Below are 26120 nucleotides of genomic sequence, written 5' to 3' on the forward strand. Positions count from 1 at the left end.
ATGTCGTGGGGGATCGAGGATCTACAAAACAAGGCTGTCCACATAAGGCGATGGGTTGTTGCAGGGCTATTCTATGCAGCTTCATATTAAATTGGTACTACACTGAATGATAGTGGGTCGTGAGTTATCTGCCAACCGTCTTTTTGTAAAGCTTTTTTGACAACTTCATGAAAGACATCTTTGGCAGACATACTTATCAGTGATAATATTTCCTACTTAAATACTACCTCATTGCATTTTTTAAGTGCGATCGCGCTCCATAACTCCGCTCCTCCCGTACAGACGTTCCGCTGGAACGTCTCTACCTAATTCCCGTACAGACGTTCCAGCGGAACGTCTCTACCTTTCACCTTCGCTGCAAGATCTGCCGGCTTCATGTCTTCGTAATGCTCAAAGGGTTGATGAATCCAGGGATTATCTGCTAAATAATCGACGTAGTAATCGGGAACTATCACGGAACACGCTTTATACCAAAGTACAGCGGTGCGGATTTCCTCAATTGAAGACTCGCTATTTTCCTTTAACCAAGGAATAGTTTCTTGCAGCGTCACTCCTGAATCTACCAAATCATCTACTAAGAGAATTCGCGAACCTAACTTTTCGCTAGTCATCGTGATATGGCGTGAGAAAATTAAATTACCTCTTTCTTGCTTGCCAGAACCACTGTAAGATGATGTGGCTAATATTGCTAATGGCTGCTCGTATATACGGGAAATTATATCTCCTACCCGCAGTCCGCCTCTAGCAAGGCAGACAATTTGGTTAAATTCCCAACCAGATTGATAAATCTGAGCAGCCAGTTGTTCAATTTTCTGGTGATAATCTGACCAAGAAACGTAAAGGTCTGGCATAAACAATATAATTTATAGCTAAAACACGGATAGCAAACTTTTTATTTTAATATGAGCGCAACATATTATGAACGATTCTGATTATCAACCAGAAACGGAAAAGCTAAACGTAAGTACCAAACTGGCTTTTGGTGCGGGGGATTTGGGTACAGCGATCGCCGCAATGATTGGCATTTCTTATTTATCGCCTTTTTTAACGGATGTAGCTGGTTTAAATCCCAATTTAGCCGGACAAACTCAACTAGTCGGCAAAGTGTGGGATGCTGTCAACGATCCGATGGTGGGAGTGTTGAGCGATCGCACTCAAAGCAAGCAGGGAAGACGTTATCCTTGGATGATTTGGGGAGCAATTCCCTTTGGGATTTTCTTCTTTTTGCAGTGGATTGTACCACACTTTAGTAATAACGAAAATGTCAATCAGTGGGGTTTATTTTGGTATTACACTGCGATATCGATTTTATTTAATGCCTTTTTTACAATTGTTAATTTACCATATACCGCGCTCACCGCAGAACTAACTCAAGACTACGACGAACGCACCAGTTTGAATAGTTATCGCTTTTCCTTTTCGATTGGCGGTAGTATTCTTGCGTTAATTATCGGTTTAGTTATTTCTTTACTAGTTCCAAGCGATCGCCGCCAACAGTATCTTTTACTAGGAGCAATTTGTGCAATTATCTCAGTATTGCCCGTATACTGGTGTGTTTGGGGAACTAAAAAACGCGCTCAAGCTGTCGCCAAAATACATCCAGAAACTGAGCAAACTGTATCTATCCCCATATTGCAGCAACTGAAAATTGCTTTTACCAATCGTCCTTTCTTATTCCTAGTCGGTATTTATTTATGTTCTTGGTTAGCTGTACAACTAACTGCCGGCATTATACCATATTATGTCACCAGTTGGATGCGTCTTCCCCAATGGCACATTAGCTTAGTACTTTTGGCAGTGCAAGGAACCGCGATGGCTATGCTATTTGTTTGGAATGCTGTCAGTCGGCGTTACGGCAAACAAGTTGTATACTTCATGGGAATGAGTTTATGGCTTATCGCCCAAGGTGGACTCTTTTTCGTACAACCCGGTCAAGTTGTATTGATGTACGTTTTAGCAGTCATGGCAGGTTTTGGAGTATCTACAGCTTATCTTGTTCCTTGGTCGATGTTACCTGATGTAATTGAACTCGATGAATTAAACACAGGACAGCGACGTGAAGGCATTTTCTACAGTTTCATCGTCTTTGTGCAAAAAATCTGTTTAGGAATTGCCGTTAACATCGTTTTACAACAACTGGGAACAGCAGGATACATTAAACCCACAACTCAAATTGCCATACCAATTCAACCAAATTCAGTGTTAGATGTTATTCGCTTTTCGATTGGTCCGATACCAGCGATCGCCTTAATTTGTGGCTTGATTTTAGCTTATTTTTACCCACTTACCCGCGAAGTACACGCAGAAATTTTACTCAAACTCAAACAGCGTAAAGAGGGAGTGGGGAGTGGGGAGTAGGGAGTAGGGAAATAAAACTACAGCAGTCCTAAATAATTCGTGAAACTCTCTCCTTCTCCTTCCTCTGTGTTCTCTGCGACTCTGCGGTAGCCTGCGGCAAGCCACTTCGTGTCTACGTTTTTCAATTTTTCTTCACATCTCCCACTTGTGCCTCTTTACAAAATAGCAACTTTATGCACTCCCTAGCTAATCCAGAATATTGGGAACAGCGCTATCAAGAGAAAAGCGATCGCTGGGATATCAAACAAGCTGCACCACCCTTCGCAACTCTATTACAATCGACAACAGCACCTTCTCCCGGTCGAATTGCAGTGTTAGGCTGTGGTCGAGGTTATGATGCATTGCTGTTTGCCGCACACAAGTTTGAAGTTATCGGATTTGACTTTGCAGAATCGGCAATTACTGAGGCGATCGCTTTAGCTGAAACTACCCAAAGTTCCGCTAAATTTCTACAGCGAAACATCTTCGATTTACCAGCAGAATATGAAAATTATTTCGATTACGTACTCGAACACACTTGCTTTTGTGCCATAGATCCAGCACAGCGTTTAGCTTACGTGCAACTGACCAAATCAATTTTAAAGCCGCAAGGACAACTAATTGGGTTATTTTTCACACATAATCGCCCCGGTGGTCCTCCCTTTGGAATGACTCCAGAGGAAATTCGCCACTACTTTCAGACAGATTTTCAAATTCTTTCTTTGATACCAGTAACGAATTCAATACCCGAACGTCAGGGAGAAGAACATTTAGGACGATTTACCGTTGTAAAAAATTAAACATCATACTAAGAACAATTTTTTTTCCTAGTCCAAAGGACTAAGCGTCCCTAGTTGTGCGTTTCATGGGTAGTCAGAATCCCGACTTCTTGAAGAAGTCGGGATTCTTGCAAATAATCACCTTTTTTTAGACAGGTACGGAAAAACCTACCATCTGACTTATGCATTAATAGAGCCGTAATGTTACTTATAAAGTAAAGATAAGTAAAGAAGCTTAAATTAGATGGCAAATCTAAGCGTACAAGAAATTTCCAGTCAGTTAGAAAGTGAGAATTTAGGCGATCGCATGGTAGCGCTTGCCAATTTGCGCCATGTATCCAATGAGGAAGCAGTACCTTTAATTAAAAAGGTGTTAGATGACGAATCTCTCCAACTGCGCTCAATGGCAGTATTTGCCTTGGGAGTTAAAGCGACAGAAGAATGTTACCCCATTTTGGTAAAAATTTTAGAATCTGACCCCGATTATGGTATACGTGCTGATGCCGCTGGCGCGTTAGGATATTTAGGTGATGTTAGAGCTTTTGAGCCGTTGTCACGAGCATTTTACGAAGATACTGACTGGCTGGTGCGCTTTAGTGCGGCAGTTTCTTTAGGTAATATTAAAGACCCCCGCGCTCATGATGTACTGATTCAAGCGTTGAAGAGTGAAGAAGTAGTAATACAACAAGCAGCGATCGCCGCATTCGGAGAAATCAAAGACATTAACTCTGTAGATCATATCCTGCGTTTTGCCCAATCAGAAGATTGGTTAGTGCGTCAACGTCTTGCAGAAGCCTTAGGTAATCTTCCCAGTGCCAAGACAGTTTCCGCTTTAAAATATCTAGAAAAAGACAACCATTCTCATGTCTCCGAAGCCGCGAGAATTTCCCTCAAGCGGCTTGAACAAGCAAGTTGATATAATCAGCATTCAACAGATGAAGACTAGGGTAATGGGCATTGGGCATTGGGAATTGGGAATTGGGCATTGGTAATTGGTAATTGGTAATTGGGAAAAAAGAATAATTTGCCTTGTCCCCTTGTCCCCTTGTCTCCAAGGAGTCCCCCTTGTCCACGCCAGATGCTTCAAGTCGGCAAAGCCGCCCAACGCACTGGCTCCCCTTGTCCCCCTTGTCTCCAAGGAGTCCCCTTGTCTCCCCACTCCCAACTCCCCACTCCCCCACTCCCCTCCTGCTATTTTTTAATAAGTGGGATTTTTTGCATTTTGATCAAAGGTAATTTCATTTATGAATATTCAAGAATTTTTTGAATTGAGCGCTGGTAAATGGTTTTCTCATCGTACCAGTCACCACTTGGCTTTCAAGCAATCTGAAGACGGCAAGTCAGATATTGTGATTGAGATGTTAGCAGCAGATCATCCAGAGGTTGCGAAATTGTGTCAACAGTATGAAATTGACCCAAAACATGCTTCCTGTGGCGCTAGAGTTACCTGGAATGGGACAATGGAATGGGATGAAGAAAAACACACTGGTTCTACAGTGTTGGTTACTGTCCCCAATGAAGATAATCCCAATGAAGGTAAGTTGCTGCGAGAAATGGGCTATGCGGAGAAAGCTCCAGTCGCCGGCAGCTATAAAATGGGCAGTGATGACGCATTGACACTAATTACAGAATACGAAACCATGTGGTCTGAAGAACGTCTGTGGTTTGCTAGTCCCAATTTACGGATGCGGGTAAGTGTCCTGAAGCGTTTTGGCGGTTTCAGTATGGCTTCGTTCACTTCTGAGATACGCATGGGTGGTACTCCAGCAGCAGCGAAAGTATCTGAAGCGGCTAATTCAGCGTCAAGTTAATTTTGTTCCTAAACCCCCCTAAAACGGGGGGTTAGGCAAAAGTAGTAAGCGCTTCAGCGCTTAAAATCGAAGATTTGAGCGCTGAAGCGCTCACTACGAATTACATTATTAATCAATTCCTTGCGTACTCTTTTTAAATCCTTTGCTTTTTGGTTTGTTAGCTTCCTGCGAATGTGTGAAGCGATTTTCTAGATTTGAGGTTACTTGAACTAAATTTTCAAGGTGAGTTTTTACACTTTCAAATCCCTGTAATTTATCAACTAGGATTTGTAATTTTTCTAGTTGTATATTTGTGTTACTCTGCACTAACTCAGCAATGCTTGCTTTCAGGTGATTTTCTAGATTTGAAGTTTCTTGAATCAGACTTTCAACTTGATTGTGCATCGTTGCAAATGTATCAAGTTTCTTCTCTAGCGTTTGTAACCTTTCTAATTGCACCTCTGTGTTACCTTGCAGCAAATGAGTAAGGCTTTCTCTAGAATTATTATCAGCTTCTTGTAACTTATTCAGGTGATTTTCTAGATTTGAGTTGGCTGCAATCAAAGTATCAACTTGGGTTTGTACAGATGCAAATGTTTCAAGTTTATCTCCGAGTGCTTGCAACTTTTGTTGTTGCATCTCTAGATTGCTTTGTAGTAAATTGCCGATAATTTCTTTGAGCCGATTTTCTAAACTTAAATTTCCTTGAATTAAATTTTCAACCTGCGATGACACAGGTGTAATTATCTCTAATTGATTAGCTAGCGCTTGCAACTTTGCTAAATGCGTTTCTGCGTTATTCTGCACCAAATAGCTGAGACTTTCTCTAGAATTATTGTTAACTTCTAGTACCTCAACCAAACGATTTTCCAGATCCGAACTTCCTTCAATTATACTTGCAAACTGATTTTTGACATTTTCAAAAGATTCAATCTGCTTTTTTCGAGCTTCAGTAGTTATCTGATATTGCTCTTTATTTAACTCGTTAGCCGCTTCTACAAATTTTAATAGTTTTTCTTGCTCTGTTATCGTAGCATTTAAGCTCTTTTTAAGTTGCAGAACCAACACGGCAATTACTGCTATTGATATTGTTGAGATTGCAGAAACAATTAGTGGCAGAATTTCCATAGTTAATCACTCAGTAAGTATATTTCAATGTTCATAGTCTTTTAAGCATTTTTTTAAATTCAAAAAAGACTGATGAAACATCATCATATTTTATCTAAATTTATTTTTTTACTAATAAAAGCGCTCAAATAATTTTAAATTAGGCATATGTACTTTAGTTGTAGCCCTAAATTTAGAAAATAAGGTTGGGTAAAATGTTAAAACCAAGTCGTCTCTAGACAATCACCAAAGGACGACTAAAAGTTTCGGAAAAATTTTATATTTTTACTACTTTTACGGCTGGGAGAAAAAAGAAAGAATCTTTTAAGCTTTTATTTTTTCTCCCAGTGCTGTTTAGATTTGCAACAAGCGGGCGATCGCCTCCGGTAGTGGCAGTATAATCAGTACCAACAAAGCCATTGCTGCTAACCCCCAAATGTCACGTTTATTATCGAGTTCTGTGACATCGTTTAAAGCGGGTTCATCAATTAGCGGTATAAATAATAAGATAATCGCCCATAAGAAAAATTCCGACTGTACTAAAGAAAGTAGCAGCAGCAACAAACGAGCAACTTGACCAATTACGATCGCTGTTCTTTGTCCAAACATCGCATGGACAATGTGACCTCCATCCAATTGTCCCACCGGCATCAAATTCAACGCTGTGACAATTAGTCCGAGAAAACCTGCGATCGCTACTGGATGCAAATCAATCGCTGATTGTGACGTTAACTGACTCGATAGCGCTAATTTTGACAGCAACGCTAGTAAAATGGAATATTTAGGATTGAGCGCATCAGTATTTAACAGTCCGTTTTTTTCACTTAAAGGAACTACCTCAGAATGAGCTAAACCCCATATTAGTAAAGGCAAAGTTGCTACAAAGCCTGCAAGTGGTCCAGCAATGCTAACGTCAAATAAAGCTTTGCGATTGGGTATCGGACTACGCATTTGAATAAATGCACCGAAGGTTCCCAAGAAAAACGGCATCGGGATAAAGTATGGCAGTGTCGAGCGAATTTTGTAGAATCTAGCTGTTAAATAATGACCAAGTTCATGAATGCCCAAAATGGTCATTAACGCTAAAGCATAAGGCAATCCTTTTAACAAACTAGCTGGGTTAGATTGCAATGTTGCTAAATCGACACCAGCCATTTTTACTCCCACGAAGGTAGTAGTTACTAAAGTACCAAGCAGTAGTAAAAGCGCTAATACGGGTCGCGTTAACTGTTCCGGGTTGCGTGTATCAGCTTTTGCAGCTTGGGTGTTGGGAGCGAGGATAAAGAAAGGTTTGCCATTGAAACCTTCTTGAAAGATTACCAGAAAGCGATCGCCAAATTGTGCTTCAATATTTGCCTTAATTTTTTGATATGCTTCAGTCGGTGAGGATCGTAACTGTCCCCGACAAATCACAGCTTGTGGGCGATACTCAATATTTTGGATGTAGTATACAGACCAGGGAAAACAATTTCGCAACTGGGTTTCTTCTCTTGGCTCAATGGGACGCACTGTCACTGGTTCTGCGGTAGGATGAGTAGCCGATTGTAATTCTGAGGTTTGGGGTTCGGTCTGTGTGTTTTTTGGTGCTTGACGCCCCCATTGAAACAACAGCCAGTATAACAGAAGGCAGATAACTGAGGGCCAAATGATTAGCGATGGTGGGGGAGTTTGTTTTGCCCCATACATCAGCGTCCACCCGGTCAACAGCAATGCTGGTGTCATTAACACCAACCACAACAGCCACACTGGAGTCTTGGTGATATTAGCGACACTGCGCTGCACCATTAGATAAGTAAATAGTCCCAGTAAAAGGAGAAACCAAAATGTCATTTTATCTTCAGATATTTTGAGAACAACGTCCCACCAAAGCGTGTTAGCACCACAGCACTTACAACACAGCAGACCTCAAACCCCAATTTTTTACGCTAACAATCTTAAAGTGCTTATCAACTCTTAAGTATCAATTCTTAAGAATTTCAAGACTGTAACCATTTCCACAACTGCGTTAAGAACGCGGTTTTTTTGCTCATGTGCCCCATACCTCAACAGCCAAATCATACAGTTAAGCCACCACAGGCTGTGTTCTCTTGGGAAGTTTCGATTGAAGAAAATCTCAAATCGAACTTCACGCCAAACAACATTTTTGCCTTTCCACCAAATCGGGACACATTAGGGGGAACTTCTTATTTTATTGTAGGAAATGAAAGTAATATCTTGATAGACTGCCCTGCCCTAGACCAAACAAATCAGGATTTTCTGCGATCGCACAAAGGTGTGCGTTATTTATTTATCACTCATCGAGGGGCGATCGGCAAAACAGCAGAATTTCAGCAAATTTTCAACTGTGAGATTCTCATTCAAGAGCAAGAAGCTTATCTACTACCCGGATTAACCGTCACTACCTTCGGTCAAGAATACGCTTTGAATAATACAGCACAAGTGATTTGGACACCAGGACATTCTCCCGGTTCCTCTTGCCTGTACTACAGCGAACTTGGAGGCGTACTATTTTCTGGACGCCATTTACTCCCCAACCAGCAGGGCGATCCAGTACCATTACGGACAGCCAAAACCTTTCACTGGAATCGACAAATTAAAAGTGTAAAGTTTTTGTTAGAACGCTTTACACCAGAAACTCTTCAGTATATTTGTCCTGGTGCCAACACAGGGTTTCTGCGAGGCAAGCGCTTCATAGATAAAGCCTACCAGCGTTTAGCCTCATTTTTATAGGGAATGGGGAATGGGGAATGGGGAATGGGGAATGGGTCGGGGATAAGAGGGGAAAAGGGGAAAGGAAAAAAGGGGCGCATGGTAAGAAATAAAATGCGCGAATTATTTGGAATCACTCTTTATTTTCTACACCTTTCCCCCTCAACAAAATTGCCCAATGCCCAATGCCCAATGACGGCAGGTGCTACAACGCGCTTAACCCGCGCAACGCACTGCCTCCCCAATGCCCAATGCCCTAATCCCTTCTTGCCACTACCGAATTACTCAACACATCCAGTGCTGCTTGATACTGCAAATCGTCTTGCGTACCAATTTGCTCGCGAGTAATAGGATGTTGGGAAATCTCTTTATCCGGTTTAATACCGAGTTTATTAATATCTCGGTGATTAGGAGTTTCATACTTAGCAATTGTTACCGCCAAGCCAGAACCGTCTGACAATTCAAATAAGGACTGAATTAAACCTTTGCCAAAGGTAGTTTCTCCGACTAGTTGGGCACGATTGTTATCTTGCAGTGCGCCGGCGAGAATCTCACTAGCACTAGCAGTTCCTCGATTAACTAAAATTACTAGCGGATCTGGTGTCAGCGATGAACCAGAGGCTTCAAAGCTGCCTTGAATGCCTTGTCGGTTAACAGTGTAAACGATGGTGCCTGAATCAAGCCACATGCGGGCAATTTCAATTCCTGATTGCAGCAACCCCCCAGGATTATTTCGCAGGTCGAGAATGTAGGCAGCAGCGCCTTTTTTTTCTAGACTAGTAATAGCGTGTGCCAATTCCATTGAGGCGTTGGCATTAAACTGAGTTAGGCGAAGGTAGCCAATGGGCGTACCCTGAGGGGAAGAATGTAATTCTGCTATTACGGGGTTAAGAGCGATGCGCGATCGCACTACTCTAAATTCCTTTTCGCCTTCTCCATCTCGTTCTATCAGCAAAGTGACGAGACTGCCAGATGGTCCGCGCATCTTCGTCGCAGCTTCGTCAAGGGTGAGGTTTTCTGTGGAAACGCCCTCAATTTTCACAATGCGATCGCGCGGTTTAATTCCTGCTTTGTCTGCTGGTGATCCGGCGATCGGTGCTACTACTTCCAACTTCCCCGATTGGGCATTAAGCGCTATTTGCAATCCCACTCCCGTCAGTTCACCAGATGTATTAACCTGTAAACTGCGGTACTGCTCCGGATCTAAAAAGCGCGTAAAGGGGTCGTCGAGGCTCTTGAGCATCTTCTGAATTGCCCCATAAGCTGCTTCACTGTTCTTCAGCGGCTTCTTCAAAACTTCTTGCCGCACCGTCGCCCAGTTTTGATGATTAAACGTCTCATCCAAATAAGTGCGATTGACAATCCGCCATACTTCTGATATCAGTTTTTGTTCATCCGTCAAAGCTACTGCTGGTTGCGCGAGTAGCCCCAGAAATAAGCAAAACGCCACTAGCAGTGACAATCCAACCCGAAAAACCTTTTTGTGCATGAACCGCATTTTCAACTTCACTCGTGACCCAAAGAAAGCAAAAATAGCTTAGTTGCCTTCTTGATTGATGAAATCTATCTCTCGACTATGTTACTTTTTTTATAGAAGTGGAGTATTGCTCTCATCAATTTATTTAGGCAAATGATGACAGTAAATCCCACTCTGAAAACGATAAGATCTACTTTGTGTCCATCATCCCTGGTGTTGAGGTACAAAGAGAACGCAATATATTCCCTCTTTGTAAAGTGTCTAAGTTTCTTAACAATTCTTAACACTCTGACAGATAACAAGCAGTAAAATGCACTTTGCTAAAATCCCAAAATCCTTAATTGGGACAGAAGTGTAAGCAGCGATTAGCCGCTTATAACTTCGCAAAATTTATCAACCGCAACCGACTTCGAGGAACTTGAGATTGTATGGCTAACGTTTACGACTGGTTTGAGGAACGCTTAGAGATTCAAGCGCTGGCTGAAGACGTCACCAGCAAGTACGTCCCTCCCCACGTCAACATCTTCTACTGCTTGGGTGGCATTACCTTAATGTGCTTTCTCATCCAGTTTGCCACTGGATTTGCGATGACGTTTTACTACAAGCCAACAGTAGCTGAAGCTTACTCTTCCGTGGAGTACCTGATGAACGAAGTGAGCTTCGGCTGGCTTATTCGCTCCGTTCACCGTTGGTCTGCCAGCATGATGGTGCTAATGATGATTTTGCATACCTTCCGGGTTTACCTGACCGGTGGATTCAAAAAGCCCCGTGAATTAACCTGGGTAAGCGGCGTCATCCTAGCTGTAATTACCGTTTCCTTTGGTGTAACGGGCTACTCCCTACCTTGGGACCAAGTAGGCTACTGGGCTGTAAAAATCGTTAGCGGTGTACCAGAAGCGATTCCTGTAGTTGGCGTTTTGATTTCCGACTTGCTGCGTGGTGGTTCTAGCGTCGGTCAAGCAACTCTAACTCGCTACTATAGCGCCCACACCTTTGTATTACCTTGGTTAATTGCGGTCTTCATGCTGTTTCACTTCTTGATGATCCGCAAGCAAGGCATTTCCGGTCCTTTGTAAACTGAAGTTATTAGCGAAAAAGGTAACAGTTGTCAGTTTTCAGATAGAGATGTTTGTTTTAAACTTATGAGAAATAAGAAACGAACATTCGCATCTGTAAGCTGAAAGCTAATACCTAATAGCTGATAGCTTTTACAAATGCTTTAACTTAACTTAAGCACGAGAGCACACAAAAAATGGGAACACAGAAAAAACCCGATCTGAGCGATCCTCAGTTAAGAGCCAAACTCGCCAAAGGCATGGGTCATAACTACTATGGCGAACCTGCTTGGCCCAACGACTTACTGTATGTCTTCCCCATCGTCATGATGGGAACCTTCGCCTCTATTGTGGCGCTAGCTGTGCTAGACCCCGCCATGACAGGTGAACCAGCGAATCCTTTCGCCACACCGTTGGAAATTCTGCCAGAGTGGTACTTGTATCCGGTATTCCAAATTTTGCGGACGGTTCCAAGCAAACTCTTAGGAGTATTTGCGATGGCATCTGTCCCCTTGGGGATGATTCTCGTTCCTTTTATTGAGAACATTAACAAGTTCCAAAATCCATTCCGCCGTCCAGTTGCAACCACGGTGTTCTTGATTGGCACTGCCGTTACCCTTTGGTTGGGTATTGGCGCTACCTTCCCAATTGATAAATCTTTGACCTTGGGATTGTTCTAAATCAGCCGCCAAGAAGCGCTTTGACGCCTGTGAGTTTCAAGAGCAAGTGCAGATGGATGTATTGCCTCTTGAAAAATCAACAGGCGTCAATTTTAGTAATCCAGATCGCATCTGGAATTTTAAATTTTGGAATAGATGAAAATACTATTCCAAAATCTAAAATCTTTAAGCTACAACAGATACAAACATTTTCACTCATTTATATTTAAGTCACGGTCAATGCTTAGTATAATGAAGCAAGACCATCTGAGGGTTAAGAGCGATCTGAAGCTTCTGAACCAAGTACAACAATGGTTTGAGAATTTTTGTCTGCAACACTTGTCTCAACTTGGCTGGTCAGAAAGCCAACTTTATCGCCTCAACTTAGCATTGGCAGAAGGCTTTACAAACGCGGTTCGTCACGCTCATCATGCTTTGCCGCCAGAAACAACCATTGAGATTGATGTTTCTCTATGGATTGATCGGCTGGAAATTAGAATCTGGGATCATGGAAAACCTTTTAATCCGGATGCGATAGTAGAGCCAGAACCGGGCACTTTGCAAGTAGGGGGATATGGATGGTTTCTCCTGCGACGCTTGGCAGACAGCGTTGCTTACGAACGTGGTCCGGATGGAAGAAATTGTCTGCTCATCGTCAAATATGGTCAAAAAGGGCAACAATAGGCAAAGAAAAATCTTAGAACAAGCAACAAGCGGGGAGCGCACCTGGTTTAGGAGGAGAATGCATTCCCTGCTGCTCCTAATATGAAAATTGATAATCTTTATATATCCTGCGCCACTATAAAAATACTGAATTTTGCTGAATTCTTATAAAGACTTAAAAAATACGTCTGTATCAAAAAAAATACTGAATACCGTAAACACAGCATTCGAGTTGTAGTCACTCGTTTGTTAGGATTTGGCTGCGAGAAACTCTTTTGGGTCGAAAACTGCCTGAGTTACTGTAATTTCCAGCAGTTTTGAAACCTTTATAAAGAAGCTTCTTGTAAAAACAGGCACGAAGCGCTTTGTGCTTGATTACTCCAAGTCAATGAGAGTATTCTCACGCCATTTAGTGCCCAAAGAGATAGAAAGGATAAAAAACAAGATATGACTAAAACAGCCTTAATTACAGGAATTACCGGTCAAGATGGCTACTATCTCAGCCACTTGCTGCTTAATCAAGGTTATCGAGTTGTAGGATTAGTACCCCCCCATCGACAACCAAATTTGGCAAAACTGGGAACCTTGGCACACCAGGTAGAAATTTACACTGTTGATTTAAGAGACACTCTGGCACTGTTGACAGCAGTAGAACAACTGCGTCCCCAAGAAATTTACAATTTAGCGGCTCCCAGCTTTGTACCCGATTCTTGGAACGATCCTCTGGGAACTTTGGATTTGATTACTGGTACCGCTACCAGGCTATTAGAAGCAGTGCGGCAGGTTGGTTTGTCTACGCGATTTTATCAGGCAAGCAGTTCGGAAATGTTTGGAGATGTAGACAGATCGCCTCAAGATGAGGAAACACCCTTTCGTCCGAAAAATCCCTATGCGGCAGCAAAATTGCACGCCCACTGGACAATGGTACACCATCGACAGCGCTATGGTCTATTCGCTTGTAGTGGAATTTTATATAATCACGAGTCGCCTTTACGCGCACCTCAATTTGTGCCGCGCAAAATTTCCTTAGCGGCAGCATCTATTAAATTGGGTTTAACCGACACCTTGGAAATGGGCAACTTAGATGCCAAACGCGATTGGGGCTTTGCCGGCGATCACGTCGAAGCTATGTGGCGGATGTTACAAGTTGACGAACCAGAAGAATACGTGATTGGCACAGGTAAGCTGCACAGTGTTCGCGAGTTAGTTAGCGCAGCTTTTGAGTGTGTTAATCTGGATTGGACGCGCCATGTAGTCATTAACACCGATTTGCTGCGACCGGATGAGCATTTTCAACTAGTTGCTAACCCAACTAAAGCTAAAAAGAAACTCGGCTGGGAACCACAAGTCAGCTTTGAAGAACTTGTACAGAAAATGGTACAAACAGATTTAGAGCGTTTGCAAAGTGGTGCGATCGCGCCTGCTACATCGTCACCGTCAGTATGATCTGGGGAATGGGGAATGGGGAGACAAAAAGACAAGGGGACAAGGAGACAAGGGGAAAGGGGAGATGCCCAATGCCCAATTACCAATTACCAATTACCAATTACCAATTACCAATTACCAATACCCTAATAATTTATATTTTGTAAATAAAAATGCTAATCAATAAACTGGACGAAACATCACACTTAAGTGATAATTTTGCCAAAAAGACTCAGCATGTTTTCGTATTCTTAGAAATTTTTGAACGCGAAGGCGGAATTCAATCGTATGTAAAAGATATTTTTCGAGCTTATAACAAGTTGAAAGAACCCTCACAGGCAGAAGTATTTTTACTGCGAGATAATTCTGAGTGCGAAAATCCTTTTGAATCTGAGCATTTAAAATTTCATTACTTCAAAAATCAGTCGCCGAAGTTGGGCAGAGTCAAAATGGCAGCAGCATTACTTAAGTGTCTGCTGCAACAGCGCCCCCAGCAAGTTTTTTGCGGTCATATCAATTTGGCAGTACTGATACAAACCCTCTGCCAGCCGTTGGGCATTCCCTATACTGTATTAACTTACGGTAAAGAAGTTTGGGAGCCACTTAAAAGTGTAGAACGTCGCGCCCTAACATTAGCATCCGGGATTTGGACGATAAGTCGCTACAGCCGCGATCGCGCTTGTGCCGCTAATAATATAAACCCTAACATCGTGCAGATGCTACCTTGCGCGATTGATGGAGATAAATTTACACCAGGAGACAAACAGCCAGAATTAATTGAAAAGTATGGTTTAACTGGTGCCAAGGTCTTAATGACTGTAGCGCGATTGTGGTCAGGAGATATTTATAAAGGCGTAGATGTAACTATTCGGGCTTTACCGCAAATAGCCCAAATCTTTGGGGAAGTAAAATACTTGGTAATTGGACGAGGCGACGATCAACCGCGATTAGCCCAGCTAGCATTAGATTTAGGTGTGAGTTCACAAGTTGTTTTTGCTGGTTTCGTCCCTACTTCCCAGCTAATCGAACACTACCGTCTCGCTGATGCTTACATTATGCCCTCCCAAGAAGGCTTTGGCATTGTCTATTTAGAGGCAATGGCTTGTGGAGTGCCGGTGCTATCAGGTGATGATGATGGCTCTGCTGACCCGTTACAGGATGGTAAACTAGGATGGCGAGTACCGCACCGCGATCCAAATGCAGTGGCTCATGCTTGTTTAGAAATTCTCAAAGGTGATGACCAACGTTGTGATGGCGAGTGGCTGCGAGAACAAGCGATCGCTATATTCGGTATCGAAGCCTTCCAACAGCGGTTGCAACAACTTTCATCAAGAGTTAAGAGTCAATAGTCTAGAGTCAACAGTCAAGGGTCTATTGGATTTTAGATTTTGGATTTTGGATTTTGGATTTTGGACTATTGACTCTGGACTATTGACCATTGACCATTGACTCTGAACTATTGACTGTGTTGTAAACTCGCTATCCTAGAAGGAGAGCAGGACAACATTTAAAAAATGAGCCTTAAATCCTTACAGTTAAATCTTTTAAATCTCCGCCCTTGGCTGACTGTAGTAGCAGTTATCTGGTTGCTGGGGTCATTGGGCTTGGGCTGGTTGGTTAATTCGCTGCTAATTATTTTTGGGCTGCTATTCTTAGCACCGGTTTTAGCTTTCTTTGGGTTTCGCTGGTGGCTGCAACGCAACTTAGTTAATGACCAGTGTCCCGTCTGTACGTATCAATTTAGCGGGTTAAATAATACTCCGTTGCAGTGTCCTAACTGTGGAGAGCAATTATTGGTGCAACAAAAACATTTTCGGCGTTTCACACCAGAAGGGACAATTGATGTTACCGCAGTGGAAGTGCCAGCCCAATCGATTGAAGATTAGTCAATGGTCAAGAGTCAACAGTCATGCATCGGCTTCAGTAGACTTTTGACTTTTGACTACTTCTTTTGTTGCGAAAATGAAAGGCTATAGTTATACTGTCGTTGGGATAGCTCACCGACATATATTGAGTAATTCCCTTTTTGCCAGTAACCTGAAATTTCTGGCTTGCCTCCAGAGTAACTATCCGCTAAAACACAGAAGCGCCCCCCAGGACCGTCAATCAGCAGTGTCGGCTTTCCAGCGCTTTCAACTGTTAATCGCAAGTAAGGTAGTGGATCTGTAATCTGGATAACTTGATTAGGTGCAGCGGCAATGTTACCGCAATTGCTTTTTTTTTCTCCCCCTGACTTGCCATTGACAATCAGTGGTTCTGGTTGGGAATTGGGTTTGATTACTACAAGTGGTGCTTCAGCCAAAGTAACATTGGTGAAAACCAAACTCATCGCCAATACTGCGGGAACAACCGTAAATAGCTTAAGCGTCTTCATCTGCTAATGCCCCCAATTTAGATAGCGATATTGATATACATAGCTTGAGTTGGTAGACACTGGCAATTGATTTTTTGTTTCTAAGTGTGGCGTATAATTTTTTCTTGGCGAAATAAATCACTACATGACTAAAGATTCAAGAAAGTAAATGCGATCAAGGATGGCGATCGCCTAAAAACCAACAACAAAAAAACATAATTTTTCCCTGAAGAGAAAGGTATTTTATACACAGAATGAGAAAATCACTTGTGATTTTCAAAAATCTGTGATTTCACAAGTATCCTAGCTAAGGTAAAAAATTTATGAATCCTCAAGGAAACAGAGAAGATGATTTGCAGCATCGCCTTCAACAGTTAGAGTCAGAAATGAATTCTTCGTCTCCTAAAGTAGTAGTTTCGCAGCCAGAAGCACAAAAACAAACATCTCAATTGAATTTTCTTGCCTGGAAGCCGCACTTAGAGAGATTTAAAATCTGGTTCAAAAGCCTTTCGGTCACGGGAAAGCTTGTTGTAGGTGGCGTAAGCGTTTTATTGGGTTTGGCGATGCTGCAAGCGGTTTTCAAACTAGTTGCGTCTGCTGTCAGTCTGGCAGTGTTGGCAGGGTTAGTGTATCTTGGATACAAATTTTTTGTGTCCGGTAGCTTTCAACGCAAGCAATAGTATTGTTGTCATCCATAATCGATAGTGGTGTGGAAATAAACTTAAAGGGAATTATGTAATGGCGATTCCAAGTGTGAGGAGAAGCAATCATCAAACCAGCAGCTCAAAAGAACCGGAAAAATCGAATTTTCTACCCTTGGGAACTAAGCGTATTGCCGCTTGGGTAGCTGAAATTACATTGGTAGTTACCAGTGGGTTGATTCCCTTCGGTATGGGTGTATACGCGAATTCTCGAAGCGATCTAGACCGAGTACCACTCAATCCGGTGCTTGTAGTCACCGAAAGAGCGATCGCTCAACCTTTGGCTCTACCTATAAGTTACGGTACGCGAAATGTAGCATGGCCCACTAATTTTTTGTGGACAGTAGCTTTGTTAGCCCCCCTGACAGTCTCTGGCTGGCAATTATATTTACTGGCTAAAACTGGTAGCACCATTCCCAAACGCTGGTTTGGGGTTCGGGTTGTGAACGACAAAGGCGCACCTCCCGGTTTCGCGGCTGTTTTGCTGCGAGAAGGAATTGGTCGTTGGACTGTGCCCATGTCCATTGCTTATCTGGTATGGAGATACAGCTTATTATTTCCTAATTTAAGTGCTTTTACGGGATTAGTTGCTTTGCTCTGGTTGGCAGAAGGGATGGGTTTACCGTCGAAGCACGAGCCTAGGCGGGCACTACACGATCGCTTGGCGGGTACTTACACCATAGATGCTAATCTCCCCTTTACCCCCCCGGTGTTACCTAGTAGCGATCAGGCTAGCTTGACACAAGATTCAGAACAAGCGATCGCCTTAGAATATGTCGATCGGCTTAACCTCTGGGGACGGATGCGACAAAACCCCAGTCTGCCTTTATTTGGGGTAGCACTTCTGAGCATGGTTGCCGTGTTAGGAACTTTAGTAGCCACTCAAGTCTACATCCAAACTCAGGAAACCAAGCGCGAAGCCGATCAAGGTAAAAGACAACAGTTTCTCACACTCGAAAAACAGTTAACTCCCAACTCCACCGCTAGCGATGAAGAACGCCGAAGTGCAATTTTGGCAATGGGTACTCTGAATAACCCGCAGGCGATGGAATTTTTGGTGAGTCTGTTAGCTAAAGAAACCAACCCCATTTTACTTGATACGATTCAACAAGCGTTAGTAAGTATTGGTCCGGAAGCCATTCCCGATTTAAAACGCATGAATCAGTTTCTTGCTGGTGAGATAAATGCTAACAGCAACTCACCCCAAGATGCAGAAATGCGACAAACAAAGTTACATATCAATCAGCGAGCGATTAACAAGATTTTAGCTGTCTACAGCAGTCGAATCAACAGCCTCGATCTGAGTCGCACTCAATTGGGACAAAGCGGCACTGGGAATAGTTCCAACTTCAACTTGGTATTAAACAATGTTGATTTATCGGGAATTAATTTCAAATTCGCAAATCTGAATTCTGCGAGTTTTAAAAGTAGTCGTTTCCGGGGTGCAGGTGAAGATGGACGCTGGGATACTTACGACGATTCAATTGCTGATTTAAGTGGCGCTCAAATCAAACAAGCCAATCTCACCGATGCGAATCTCAGCCGCGTTTTGATGATCGGTACCGATTTGAGACGTGCTACTCTCAACAGAGCTAATTTATCGAATGCGCGTTTGGTTGGTGCTAAACTTGGCAGCGCTCAGTTAGTGGGAGCCGATCTGCGGGGTGCAGTTTTGGAAAATGCTAGCTTGACTGGGGCAGATTTGGGCGAAGCGAAATTAAACGAAGCGAATTTGTATGCTGCTAGTTTAAGTCGGGTGATTGCGATCGGCACGCAATTATCTTTTGCCAATTTAACTAAAACTAATTGGTTAGGATCGGATTTATCAGGAGCTTATTTGGATCGCGCCAATCTGAGCGATGCTAATTTAAGTGCGACTCGCCTGACTGGTGCTATATTGCGATCGGCTCAGATGTCTAATACTAATTTGCGAAATGCCGACTTGAGCCTTGCAGATTTACGGGGAGCAAATTTGACTGGTGCTGATTTTCAGGGGGCAATTCTTGCTCCTAGCAAACAAGATCCGGCAGATCAATTTGTGCAAACGCCAGCACTCGGCGCACAATCTGCTGTAGTACAAGGAGTTGATTTTACTCAAGTCAAAAATTTAGATCCCAAGCAACTTGCTTACATTTGTACTCAAGGTGGCATTCATCCTCGTTGCCCTTAGTCGGAGATGGGGGGACAAGGAGAGGGGGGGACAAGGGAGACAAGGGAGACAAGGGAGACAAGGGAGATAGAGAAGTAAGTTTCTTCCTAGTCTCCTTATCCCCTGCCCCCCTGCCCCCCTGCCCCCCTGCCCCCCTTGTCCTCCTTGTCCCCCTTGTCCTCCTTGTCTCCCTGTCCCCCTTCCCCTCTTTGCCGGCAAATTTGCTACATTTTGCCAAATACTACAAACAAACGTGCCGATTTTTGCCAAGATAATATTATTTCCCAAAAAGTCACTGGGCAATAATCGGCATGAGTGAAAAATCCATAGAAAGCGGCGGGAAGGGTTTTCTCGCTCTACTTTTGCCAATCTCTTTTTTAATTATTTTCCTGGTTTCCACCTGGCGAGTTTTGCTGGGTGTTATTTTGCTGATAGCTGGTTTTAATCTTTGGCAGCGCTATAAATGGCAAAAGTGGTGTCAGGATGTTAACCCGATTTTCAATAAAATGATTCGGGAAAGCCAGGGCAGAATTACGCCAATGGATTTGGCAATGAAGGGCAATTTTTCTGGGCAAAAGGCAAAACGTTATCTAGATACTAAAGCCACGGAATTTGGCGCTAGCATCCTGAATGAAGACAGCAGTCCGGTTTATCATTTCATCACTGGTAGCATTCTCGGCAGCATACTTGACAGTAGTGAGCCAATTAAAGAACTTGCTTCTAAACCTGTTGCCATTAATGCACAATTACTGGCAGCACCGTTACCTAAGTTAGAGGAGGAAAAACCATTAGCTGAATCATTGACACACACAACCACAGAGGAAGTGAAAAAACCTCTGGAAAAACAGTTAGTTTTTGGCTCTCTCATCCAATCGGAACTGGCTAAACGGCTAAATGTTTATTCCAGCACGGTATATAAGCGACGAAACGATCCAGATTTTTCTGAGTGGAGTCGCAGCAGAGATCCTGATGGGATTGCTTGGAGTTTTTCTCGGACAAATAAGGAGTTTTTTCCTTTGGAAGAGGAAGGCAAAAGTTAAAAGTTAGGTTGCGCTTTATTACCCTCAGGCTGGAAGCCTGGGGCTACACAGACAAAGCCCGCCTACGCGGGCTAATTAAGCGCTTTTTCATAAGGTAAAATAAAGCAACTTCACTCTTATCTTTTTACTTTTTACCCTCAGGCTGGAAGCCTGGGGCTACACAGACAAAGCCCGCCTACGCGGGCTAATTAAGCGCTTCTTCATATAGAAACGCTATCAAAAGGCAAAATAAAACAACTTCACTCTTATCTTTTTACTTTTTACTTTTTACTTGTAAACCCACGGCTTCGGATATCGAATTTAGTCCGTTTTGTTCTAATTTGGAAAGCAAGCCTTGAAGAATACGGCGTACCATAAAGGGACCTTCGTAAATCCAGCCTGTGTAAACTTGGATGAGACTAGCGCCAGCAGTAATTTTTTCCCAAGCGTCTTCTGGGGAAAAGATGCCGCCAACGCCGATTATCGGCATTTTACCTTGGGTTTGCGCGGCAATAAACCGAATTATTTCTGTGGAGCGATCGCCTAATGGCGCACCACTAATTCCACCAGCTTCTTCAGTGACAGATTTGCCGGTTTGGTCAATAACCTGCGTTTTCAGTCGATCGCGCCGGATCGTGGTATTAGTGGCAATAATCCCCGCCAGCTGGTATGTCTGAGCCAGGGAAATTATGTCCGCGATCGCTGACCATTCTAAATCTGGCGCTATCTTGACAAAAAGCGGTTTTTGTGCAGTGTTTTCTTTTTGCAAGAGATCCAAGATAGAACTAAGCATAGCGGCATCTTGAAGCGATCGCAACCCTGGCGTATTCGGCGAAGACACATTAACCACAAAATAATCTCCACAATTCTTAAGTAAGCGAAAACTGTTGAGATAATCACATGCGGCTTCTTCTAAGGGTGTTACCTTAGATTTACCCAAATTTACACCTATTGGTATCGAGATTAAATTCTGCTGGCTTTCTGCCAAAAGTTTTGCGATCGCTGCCGCACCATTATTATTAAAACCCATGCGGTTAAGAGCGGCTTTATCCAACGGCAAGCGAAACAAACGAGGACGGGGATTTCCTGGCTGTGGGTGGTAAGTGACAGTTCCTAATTCGGCAAAGCCAAAACCCAAACTCGACCAAATACGCGCAGCAACTCCATCCTTATCAAATCCAGCAGCTAACCCAAGAGGATTTGGGAAGTTTAGCCCAAATAAAGTTTGTTCTAAACGTGCATCCTCAAGACAAAAAGACTGCTGTAAGCGGTGATGTATCCAACTAGCGGGTGGATTATTGCTTGTTTGCGACAGCCATTTTAAACTGCGAATCGTTGTGGAGTGCAACCACTCTGGATCTGCTTTTACCAGATTAAATAAAAGAGGACGAATAGCAACTTGATAAATATCCATTTCAATCCCTGATAGGGATTAACATACAACAGCCTGCTTTTTTATCTGTTAAACCCGGATATTTTGAGTTTATCAAAATTTTACCACTTTATAATAACGAGAATTACTTTAATTTCCCATAACACAGACTGCAAGCACTAGTTGCAATATTAGTCTGAGTGCTTTTCTGGGCATCCTATATATTACAAGCTATATTGACTGATAATTTAGATGGCGCAGAACCAAAAACCTATAGCTGCCGAATCACAAATTTTTTCCTTGGGTCGCGTCCTGCAAAGCCTTAGGGAAGAAGATAATGTTGATATTCTGATTGAAACTACTATTTCTTATCTGAAAGAGCAATTTGACTTGAAATTGATTTGGATTGCTCTTTACGACAGACTTAATCATATATTGTTTGGTAAAGGAGGATTTACGCCAGGTAATGACACCACTGTTTTACAACAGCGCGTGGTTCTGAGTCCCGGAGATTTATCAGAGCAAGTAGTAATTGAACAGCGTCCCTTGGCTGTAGCCGATTTGCGAGCCGAAAATAGAGCGGAGGAATGGCAGGAATTAGCAAGAAAATACAACATTCAAGGAACAATTTTTTTGCCAATTCGTTATAAAGACCGTTGTTTGGGTGTCGTGTTGCTGGGTTCAGAACTTTGGGGTTACTTGCTGGGGGGGGAAGACAAAGCAAAGCTATCAATAATTTTAGGCGAACTGGGAGCAAAACTGTATCAAAGTGAAATTAATTTGCAGCATCAGCAAATCAAGCGTCTTGACGAGCCTTTGATTAAATTGTTGGAGCGAGTGCAAACCCTAAATAATTTAGAACCAAGGTTAGAAGCAGTAGTGCAGGCAACTCATAAATTTGTCTCTCCTAACCGCACCAATATTTACTGGTTTGAGCGAGAAGGACGCTACTTTAAAAGACGGGTGAGCAATCAATCAAAGAGGATTGGCGATACTAACAATCAGCAAGCTGCGGGAATTACGGTACAGGAGTTGAGTGAGTTTTACTACGCTTTGTCGGTCAATCAAATTGTCTCGATTGGTGAGGCACGTAGTTCTCTCAAAAGTAATTTTACCGGAAAGTTGCTGCAACGGCTGCAAGTGCGATCGCTTTTGGCAGCTCCTATCATCTGCCAAAAAGATTTGCTTGGCTTTTTGGCAGTGGAAGCGAATGAAGCACGAATTTGGACGGAAGCTGAGACAAATTTCCTCAAAAGTGCTGCTGGGTTAATTTCTCTAGTTGCTCCTACTGAAAGTATGGAAAGTACTATCAATCAAGTTCAACTTGATTCTCAGCTAACTAGCCAAGTTGCCCAAGCTATTTATAGCGATCGCGATCTGGAAGAAATTTTACGCAACTGTGCGGCAAAAGTTTTGCAGCGCTTAGGGGCAACTTGGTTTTTACTCTTACAGTACAACCCAGAGCAAAATAATTATCAATTTATTTACCAAAGCCAACTTATTAATCGCCGATGTTTGACATTTTCTCTCGATGCTCTCAAAGAAGTTGATTCACAGCTTTTGCAACGTGCTACAGTTGCAGTGGGGATAGAAAACTTCGAGGAAGATTTGCGGTTTTTTAACTGGCGTTCTCCGTTGGTGGAAAATAACGTGCGATCGCTTTTAATTAGTAACTGTGCTGCCAGACATGCACCAGAAACGCTTTTAATAATTGCTCACGAAACTAACCGCGCTTGGACAACTTTAGAAAAAGAGCTTTTGCAAATTGTCGCTCAACAAATTGGTGCGATCGTCCGTCAATGGCAGTTACAGGCAAATACCCAGCAACAGCAACAAATTTTACAAACCTTTCAGCAATGTTTTCGGATTACGGAACAGGCATACGCTACAGCCGAAGTAGAAGAAAAGCATCTAGAACGTACAGCACTACAACAAATCGCATCTCTTCTCGGTTGTCCTTTGGCGATACTATTATCTTGGTCGCCCGGTCAGCGTGTTGCCGAAATTATACCAGGAGTAATTGCCAATAATCGGTTTGCGATCGCTCTTGATACACCCATCTTAATTCAAACAGAAGTTTTGATTCAGTGGGCGCTTGCTACAGATGGTCTATTGACTCTGAGCGTGGATGATTTACCACCTGATACCAAAAAATGGTTGAATGGTATCGACATCGGTCAAATTTTGGTGATGGCATTACGTACCAGTCCCGATTATCAACCTACTGGTGTAGTGTTGATGGCAGACAATTCAGAACGTCGCTGGTCAAAACAAAGTATTATTACCACAGAAAATTTAGTTTGTCAACTAGCTTGGTCGCGGCGATGGTTGCAAATTACTGAAAGTCTTGAATCGACAACGAAGGAATTACAACAACTCAATTGGTACAAACATCGTCGTTTAGAAGACATTCAAAGAACGACAACGTTGTTACTCGGTCAAATTCATGATTTGGGGGTTCCGGCTACGGAACAGGCTCAAATGCGCTTCTATCAACTGCTGCGGCAATTAGATCGTACAACCGCTTCGATTTGTGGACTGTTAAAGCTGGAGCAGTGGCAGTTGGTTTTTAGCTGTGAAACAATGCCAATAGCTAGTTTGTTCAAGCGATCGCTCGAACGAATTGATAATTTAATTAAACAGCAGAAGTTGTGGGTAAGCGTGCATGGTTTAGGGCAATCAATTGGCATTCAAGAGTCAGAACAAAGCGGTTTAGTTCAGCCTACACAGAAAACTACAATAGCGATCGCTGGCGACATCGTGAAAATAGAATTAATTCTGCATGAATTGTTGCTGGGAGCATGTCATCGTTCTCCAACCGGTGGCAGAATTGATATCTGGTGTCGCCGTTTAGATCAGCGCTTCTTAGAAGTATCAATTACAGATAATGGCATCATTGACGCACAGCTACTTCAAGAACTACACCCAGATACACCCAAAGATTTGCTTGCTTTCTCAAACCTCAATCAACCACCAGGTTTGCACTTGCTGATTTGCCAAAACCTCATGCAAAAACTAGGTGGAGAATTGCAAATTTATCAATTACCAGATAATCGAGTAGTCAGCCGCTTATTGTTGCCTTTTCATCTAATGCTTAAATAACGGAGTATTTCGTAGTTAAGCGTAAAAATACGTTTATTTGTGTCGATAACTAAAACAAAATTAGACATTTAAATTTCACCATTTCTGGGTAATGTTTGCTTCAACCTTGTTATTTAAGCTTGTTGGGTTAGCTCACGTCCCTTTCGAGATGTTTAAAGACTAACGACAGAGCAAGGAAAAGCGCGAATTCCAGGGTGTCATGACTAAAATAACGTCTCCTAACAAAAATTAGGGGTCTGGTTCAACCTGTGTAATTAAGCGTATCACTACGATTTACTACGTTTTCCAGGTATCCCTTTAACTTGTGGCAACGATTCATCATACTAAATTGCACATTTAAACATGAAGCTGCTTCAATTCTCAGCAACTGACGACAAATAAGAGCGTTATTCGACATGAGATAATGCTGAAAACTATATACAAATAAAATTATACATAAATTTAACAAATATTAAATTTTGTTAAGAATTATTAATTTACTCATAAATTTCAAATTCGGTATAATTAGTATTGTGATTTATTAAAAGCAAAAAATGTTCAGTAAAATTGCTAACAATGAAAAGCAATATTATTTGAAAATATCTTGAATATATCAGTAATTTTTAGGTAAAAATTTTAACTATTCAAGATAAATAAAATATAAACGCGATCAACAATTAAAGATATTTTGTTAGTTGAGTATGTCGTAAGTAGTAAAAAGGGAAGTTAGTTGTGAGTCAAGAAGAGTTGACCTATAGTTTTAAAAAAAATTGGCAGCAGATACAGGAACTGGAAAAATATATAATGCAGTTGCCAATAGAACAACAAGCAAACGCTGCATTGGAAGCTGTTACTGCTTCTATAGAGAATCTAGAAGCATTCAAAGAAGAAATGCAGACTACTTTAGAAGTAATGAAAGACGTTCAAGAAAAACTGCTGCAACAAAATGAGACAATAATAGCAGAATATAAGACTTATCATGATTTATTTGAATTTGCACCTAATGCGTATTTGTTTACAGATGATAAAGGAATAATTATAAAAATAAACAACGCTGCTGCTGAATTGTTAAATGTGTTGCCCAATTTATTAATTGGCAAATCATTAAGAAGTTTTATATCGCAAAAAGATCGTCTATTGTTTCTTACCAAACTAAAGCAGTCGTTGAATGTAAAGTCTGTGCAAGAGTGGGAAGTATCTATCTGTCCCCTTGAGGGTCAAGCTTTTGATGCAATACTTTCGGTGAAGCCTGGGCGAGAAACTTCTAGAGGATTGGATATATTACAAATATGTATACATAATATTACTAAGTACAAGCAATTAGCAGCAAAGCAGATACCTGCCTTGAGCGCACCTATGGAAAAACCCAATGGGCTGGATGGCTTACGCGTATTGTTTGTAGATGACGAAGCCGATACCCGTGAGTTGATTGCAGCAGTGCTAA

General features: G+C 42.3%; 23 protein-coding genes and 1 pseudogene. 16 read left to right on the forward strand and 8 right to left on the reverse strand.

The features are described 5' to 3' along the window. Nucleotides 1-98: 98 nt before the first annotated feature. Nucleotides 99-191, reverse strand: a pseudogene (locus PI95_RS26940) (element excision factor XisH family protein); the annotation flags it as partial. Nucleotides 192-305: 114 nt separating this feature from the next. After that, nucleotides 306-851 carry a phosphoribosyltransferase gene (locus tag PI95_RS26945; RefSeq protein WP_052324643.1) on the reverse strand — a complete coding sequence of 182 codons (546 nt, stop codon included), beginning with the start codon at nucleotides 849-851 and terminating at the stop codon, nucleotides 306-308. A gap of 67 nt (nucleotides 852-918) precedes the next feature. Between PI95_RS26945 and PI95_RS26950 the strand changes: the two genes are divergently transcribed. From PI95_RS26950 to PI95_RS26960, 3 genes are all read left to right on the forward strand, one after another. Beyond that, nucleotides 919-2358, forward strand: coding sequence for an MFS transporter (locus tag PI95_RS26950; protein WP_039737501.1), 1440 nt, complete (start codon nucleotides 919-921; stop codon nucleotides 2356-2358). A 173-nt stretch (nucleotides 2359-2531) separates the two neighbouring features. Continuing rightward, nucleotides 2532-3137 carry a methyltransferase domain-containing protein gene (locus tag PI95_RS26955; protein ID WP_039737504.1) on the forward strand — a complete coding sequence of 202 codons (606 nt, stop codon included), beginning with the start codon at nucleotides 2532-2534 and terminating at the stop codon, nucleotides 3135-3137. 223 nt (nucleotides 3138-3360) lie between these two features. Further along, on the forward strand, nucleotides 3361-4032 hold the full coding sequence (locus PI95_RS26960) for a HEAT repeat domain-containing protein (RefSeq protein ID WP_039737508.1): 672 nt from the start codon (nucleotides 3361-3363) through the stop codon (nucleotides 4030-4032). 12 nt (nucleotides 4033-4044) lie between these two features. Here the strand turns inward: PI95_RS26960 and PI95_RS26965 are convergent, their stop codons facing one another. Continuing rightward, nucleotides 4045-4275 carry a hypothetical protein gene (locus PI95_RS26965; RefSeq protein WP_163519231.1) on the reverse strand — a complete coding sequence of 77 codons (231 nt, stop codon included), beginning with the start codon at nucleotides 4273-4275 and terminating at the stop codon, nucleotides 4045-4047. Between the two features lie 85 nt (nucleotides 4276-4360). On the opposite strand from PI95_RS26965, the gene PI95_RS26970 reads away from it, so the two are divergent. Then, complete coding sequence (locus tag PI95_RS26970; RefSeq protein WP_039737511.1) at nucleotides 4361-4927, forward strand: phycobiliprotein lyase; 567 nt, start codon at nucleotides 4361-4363, stop codon at nucleotides 4925-4927. A gap of 108 nt (nucleotides 4928-5035) precedes the next feature. Here PI95_RS26970 and PI95_RS26975 read toward each other — a convergent pair whose 3' ends face one another. After that, nucleotides 5036-6034 carry an exodeoxyribonuclease VII large subunit gene (locus PI95_RS26975; protein ID WP_039737512.1) on the reverse strand — a complete coding sequence of 333 codons (999 nt, stop codon included), beginning with the start codon at nucleotides 6032-6034 and terminating at the stop codon, nucleotides 5036-5038. Between the two features lie 333 nt (nucleotides 6035-6367). Then, on the reverse strand, nucleotides 6368-7843 hold the full coding sequence (locus PI95_RS26980) for a site-2 protease family protein (protein ID WP_039737513.1): 1476 nt from the start codon (nucleotides 7841-7843) through the stop codon (nucleotides 6368-6370). A gap of 198 nt (nucleotides 7844-8041) precedes the next feature. Between PI95_RS26980 and PI95_RS26985 the strand changes: the two genes are divergently transcribed. Beyond that, nucleotides 8042-8743 carry an MBL fold metallo-hydrolase gene (locus PI95_RS26985; RefSeq protein WP_039737514.1) on the forward strand — a complete coding sequence of 234 codons (702 nt, stop codon included), beginning with the start codon at nucleotides 8042-8044 and terminating at the stop codon, nucleotides 8741-8743. 235 nt (nucleotides 8744-8978) lie between these two features. On the opposite strand, the gene ctpA is transcribed toward PI95_RS26985, so the two are convergent. Next, entirely contained in the window at nucleotides 8979-10220 is a 1242-nt protein-coding gene (ctpA, locus tag PI95_RS26990) for a carboxyl-terminal processing protease CtpA (RefSeq protein ID WP_039737517.1), read from the reverse strand. A 407-nt stretch (nucleotides 10221-10627) separates the two neighbouring features. On the opposite strand from ctpA, the gene petB reads away from it, so the two are divergent. From petB to PI95_RS27020, 6 genes are all read left to right on the forward strand, one after another. Further along, nucleotides 10628-11275, forward strand: a complete 648-nt coding sequence (petB, locus tag PI95_RS26995) for a cytochrome b6 (RefSeq protein ID WP_029632221.1) — start codon at nucleotides 10628-10630, stop codon at nucleotides 11273-11275. Between the two features lie 176 nt (nucleotides 11276-11451). Next, nucleotides 11452-11934, forward strand: a complete 483-nt coding sequence (gene petD / locus PI95_RS27000; protein ID WP_039737518.1) for a cytochrome b6-f complex subunit IV — start codon at nucleotides 11452-11454, stop codon at nucleotides 11932-11934. 219 nt (nucleotides 11935-12153) lie between these two features. Beyond that, nucleotides 12154-12597, forward strand: a complete 444-nt coding sequence (locus PI95_RS27005; protein WP_039737520.1) for an ATP-binding protein — start codon at nucleotides 12154-12156, stop codon at nucleotides 12595-12597. A 426-nt stretch (nucleotides 12598-13023) separates the two neighbouring features. Beyond that, complete coding sequence (locus PI95_RS27010) at nucleotides 13024-14022, forward strand: GDP-mannose 4,6-dehydratase (RefSeq protein WP_039737521.1); 999 nt, start codon at nucleotides 13024-13026, stop codon at nucleotides 14020-14022. A 152-nt stretch (nucleotides 14023-14174) separates the two neighbouring features. After that, nucleotides 14175-15350: a glycosyltransferase family 4 protein gene (locus PI95_RS27015; RefSeq protein ID WP_039737523.1), complete on the forward strand. Its 1176-nt coding sequence runs from the start codon at nucleotides 14175-14177 to the stop codon at nucleotides 15348-15350. A 165-nt stretch (nucleotides 15351-15515) separates the two neighbouring features. Beyond that, nucleotides 15516-15887, forward strand: a complete 372-nt coding sequence (locus tag PI95_RS27020) for a hypothetical protein (protein ID WP_039737525.1) — start codon at nucleotides 15516-15518, stop codon at nucleotides 15885-15887. 56 nt (nucleotides 15888-15943) lie between these two features. On the opposite strand, the gene PI95_RS27025 is transcribed toward PI95_RS27020, so the two are convergent. After that, nucleotides 15944-16375, reverse strand: a complete 432-nt coding sequence (locus PI95_RS27025; RefSeq protein ID WP_039737526.1) for a hypothetical protein — start codon at nucleotides 16373-16375, stop codon at nucleotides 15944-15946. Nucleotides 16376-16677: 302 nt separating this feature from the next. Between PI95_RS27025 and PI95_RS27030 the strand changes: the two genes are divergently transcribed. The 3 genes from PI95_RS27030 to PI95_RS27040 all read left to right on the forward strand — a co-directional run bounded on the left by PI95_RS27030 (nucleotide 16678) and on the right by PI95_RS27040 (nucleotide 20244). Next, a complete protein-coding gene (locus tag PI95_RS27030) occupies nucleotides 16678-17034 on the forward strand; it encodes a hypothetical protein (protein ID WP_039737528.1) in 357 nt (118 codons plus the stop codon). A gap of 58 nt (nucleotides 17035-17092) precedes the next feature. Continuing rightward, on the forward strand, nucleotides 17093-19225 hold the full coding sequence (locus tag PI95_RS27035; RefSeq protein ID WP_039737530.1) for a pentapeptide repeat-containing protein: 2133 nt from the start codon (nucleotides 17093-17095) through the stop codon (nucleotides 19223-19225). Between the two features lie 290 nt (nucleotides 19226-19515). Next, entirely contained in the window at nucleotides 19516-20244 is a 729-nt protein-coding gene (locus PI95_RS27040; protein WP_039737532.1) for a hypothetical protein, read from the forward strand. A 253-nt stretch (nucleotides 20245-20497) separates the two neighbouring features. On the opposite strand, the gene PI95_RS27045 is transcribed toward PI95_RS27040, so the two are convergent. Then, nucleotides 20498-21637: a quinone-dependent dihydroorotate dehydrogenase gene (locus PI95_RS27045; protein WP_039737534.1), complete on the reverse strand. Its 1140-nt coding sequence runs from the start codon at nucleotides 21635-21637 to the stop codon at nucleotides 20498-20500. A 210-nt stretch (nucleotides 21638-21847) separates the two neighbouring features. Here PI95_RS27045 and PI95_RS27050 point away from each other — a divergent pair, with 210 nt between their 5' ends. Both PI95_RS27050 and PI95_RS27055 read left to right on the forward strand, forming a co-directional pair. After that, nucleotides 21848-24697, forward strand: a complete 2850-nt coding sequence (locus PI95_RS27050; protein ID WP_039737535.1) for a GAF domain-containing protein — start codon at nucleotides 21848-21850, stop codon at nucleotides 24695-24697. Between the two features lie 711 nt (nucleotides 24698-25408). Continuing rightward, on the forward strand, nucleotides 25409-26120 hold a 712-nt coding region (locus PI95_RS27055; protein WP_163519232.1), incomplete at its 3' end, for a PAS domain-containing protein.

The organism is Hassallia byssoidea VB512170 (genome assembly GCF_000817785.2).
GTDB classification, from domain to species: domain Bacteria; phylum Cyanobacteriota; class Cyanobacteriia; order Cyanobacteriales; family Nostocaceae; genus Hassallia; species Hassallia carrinoi.

Coding starts and splice junctions, on each gene's coding strand:
- PI95_RS27015 (WP_039737523.1), top strand. CDS start 14,175: ATGCTAATCAATAAACTGGACGAAACATCACACTTAAGTGATAATTTT.
- PI95_RS26985 (WP_039737514.1), top strand. CDS start 8,042: ATGTGCCCCATACCTCAACAGCCAAATCATACAGTTAAGCCACCACAG.
- PI95_RS26970 (WP_039737511.1), top strand. CDS start 4,361: ATGAATATTCAAGAATTTTTTGAATTGAGCGCTGGTAAATGGTTTTCT.
- PI95_RS26955 (WP_039737504.1), top strand. CDS start 2,532: ATGCACTCCCTAGCTAATCCAGAATATTGGGAACAGCGCTATCAAGAG.
- PI95_RS27035 (WP_039737530.1), top strand. CDS start 17,093: ATGGCGATTCCAAGTGTGAGGAGAAGCAATCATCAAACCAGCAGCTCA.
- petD (WP_039737518.1), top strand. CDS start 11,452: ATGGGAACACAGAAAAAACCCGATCTGAGCGATCCTCAGTTAAGAGCC.
- PI95_RS27030 (WP_039737528.1), top strand. CDS start 16,678: ATGAATCCTCAAGGAAACAGAGAAGATGATTTGCAGCATCGCCTTCAA.
- PI95_RS26950 (WP_039737501.1), top strand. CDS start 919: ATGAACGATTCTGATTATCAACCAGAAACGGAAAAGCTAAACGTAAGT.
- PI95_RS27050 (WP_039737535.1), top strand. CDS start 21,848: ATGGCGCAGAACCAAAAACCTATAGCTGCCGAATCACAAATTTTTTCC.
- PI95_RS27045 (WP_039737534.1), bottom strand. CDS start 21,637: ATGGATATTTATCAAGTTGCTATTCGTCCTCTTTTATTTAATCTGGTA.
- PI95_RS27010 (WP_039737521.1), top strand. CDS start 13,024: ATGACTAAAACAGCCTTAATTACAGGAATTACCGGTCAAGATGGCTAC.
- PI95_RS27005 (WP_039737520.1), top strand. CDS start 12,154: ATGCTTAGTATAATGAAGCAAGACCATCTGAGGGTTAAGAGCGATCTG.
- PI95_RS27025 (WP_039737526.1), bottom strand. CDS start 16,375: ATGAAGACGCTTAAGCTATTTACGGTTGTTCCCGCAGTATTGGCGATG.
- ctpA (WP_039737517.1), bottom strand. CDS start 10,220: ATGCGGTTCATGCACAAAAAGGTTTTTCGGGTTGGATTGTCACTGCTA.
- PI95_RS26960 (WP_039737508.1), top strand. CDS start 3,361: ATGGCAAATCTAAGCGTACAAGAAATTTCCAGTCAGTTAGAAAGTGAG.
- PI95_RS26945 (WP_052324643.1), bottom strand. CDS start 851: ATGCCAGACCTTTACGTTTCTTGGTCAGATTATCACCAGAAAATTGAA.
- PI95_RS26980 (WP_039737513.1), bottom strand. CDS start 7,843: ATGACATTTTGGTTTCTCCTTTTACTGGGACTATTTACTTATCTAATG.
- petB (WP_029632221.1), top strand. CDS start 10,628: ATGGCTAACGTTTACGACTGGTTTGAGGAACGCTTAGAGATTCAAGCG.
- PI95_RS27040 (WP_039737532.1), top strand. CDS start 19,516: ATGAGTGAAAAATCCATAGAAAGCGGCGGGAAGGGTTTTCTCGCTCTA.
- PI95_RS27020 (WP_039737525.1), top strand. CDS start 15,516: ATGAGCCTTAAATCCTTACAGTTAAATCTTTTAAATCTCCGCCCTTGG.
- PI95_RS26975 (WP_039737512.1), bottom strand. CDS start 6,034: ATGGAAATTCTGCCACTAATTGTTTCTGCAATCTCAACAATATCAATA.